This window comes from Bacillus sp. HY001 (assembly GCF_007558965.1).
Lineage (GTDB): Bacteria > Bacillota > Bacilli > Bacillales > Bacillaceae_G > Bacillus_A > Bacillus_A mobilis.
Map to the genome: position 1 here is coordinate 1 of NZ_VLTE01000388.1, position 389 is coordinate 389.

At 35.2% G+C, this 389-nt stretch carries 1 protein-coding gene; it reads left to right on the forward strand.

Annotated elements, in window-relative coordinates:
* Positions 1 to 167: 167 nt before the first annotated feature.
* The coding region (locus FOT98_RS31860; protein ID WP_144291300.1) for a recombinase family protein at positions 168 to 389 on the forward strand (222 nt) is incomplete at its 3' end.

Below are 389 nucleotides of genomic sequence, written 5' to 3' on the forward strand. Positions count from 1 at the left end.
CTACCTCTCGCAACTTTCATACAGTATCATCTCATTTCTGTAATTGTTCAGTTAATTAGTTCAATTATAAATCAATAGAGTGTACTCTATTGATACAAGTGTAGTAGACTGATAAAATCATAGTTAAGAGTGTCTCATAAGACTTGTCTCAAAAACGAGGTGATATTTTGCGAAAAATCGGTTATATACGTGTCAGTTCGACTAGCCAAAATCCTTCAAGACAATTTCAGCAATTAAACGAAATCGGTATGGATATTATTTTTGAAGAAAAAGTTTCTGGGGCAGCAAAGGATCGCGAGCAACTTCAAAAAATGTTGCAGGATTTACAGGAAGGCGACATTATTTATGTTACAGACTTAACTCGGATCACTCGGAGTACGCAGGATTTA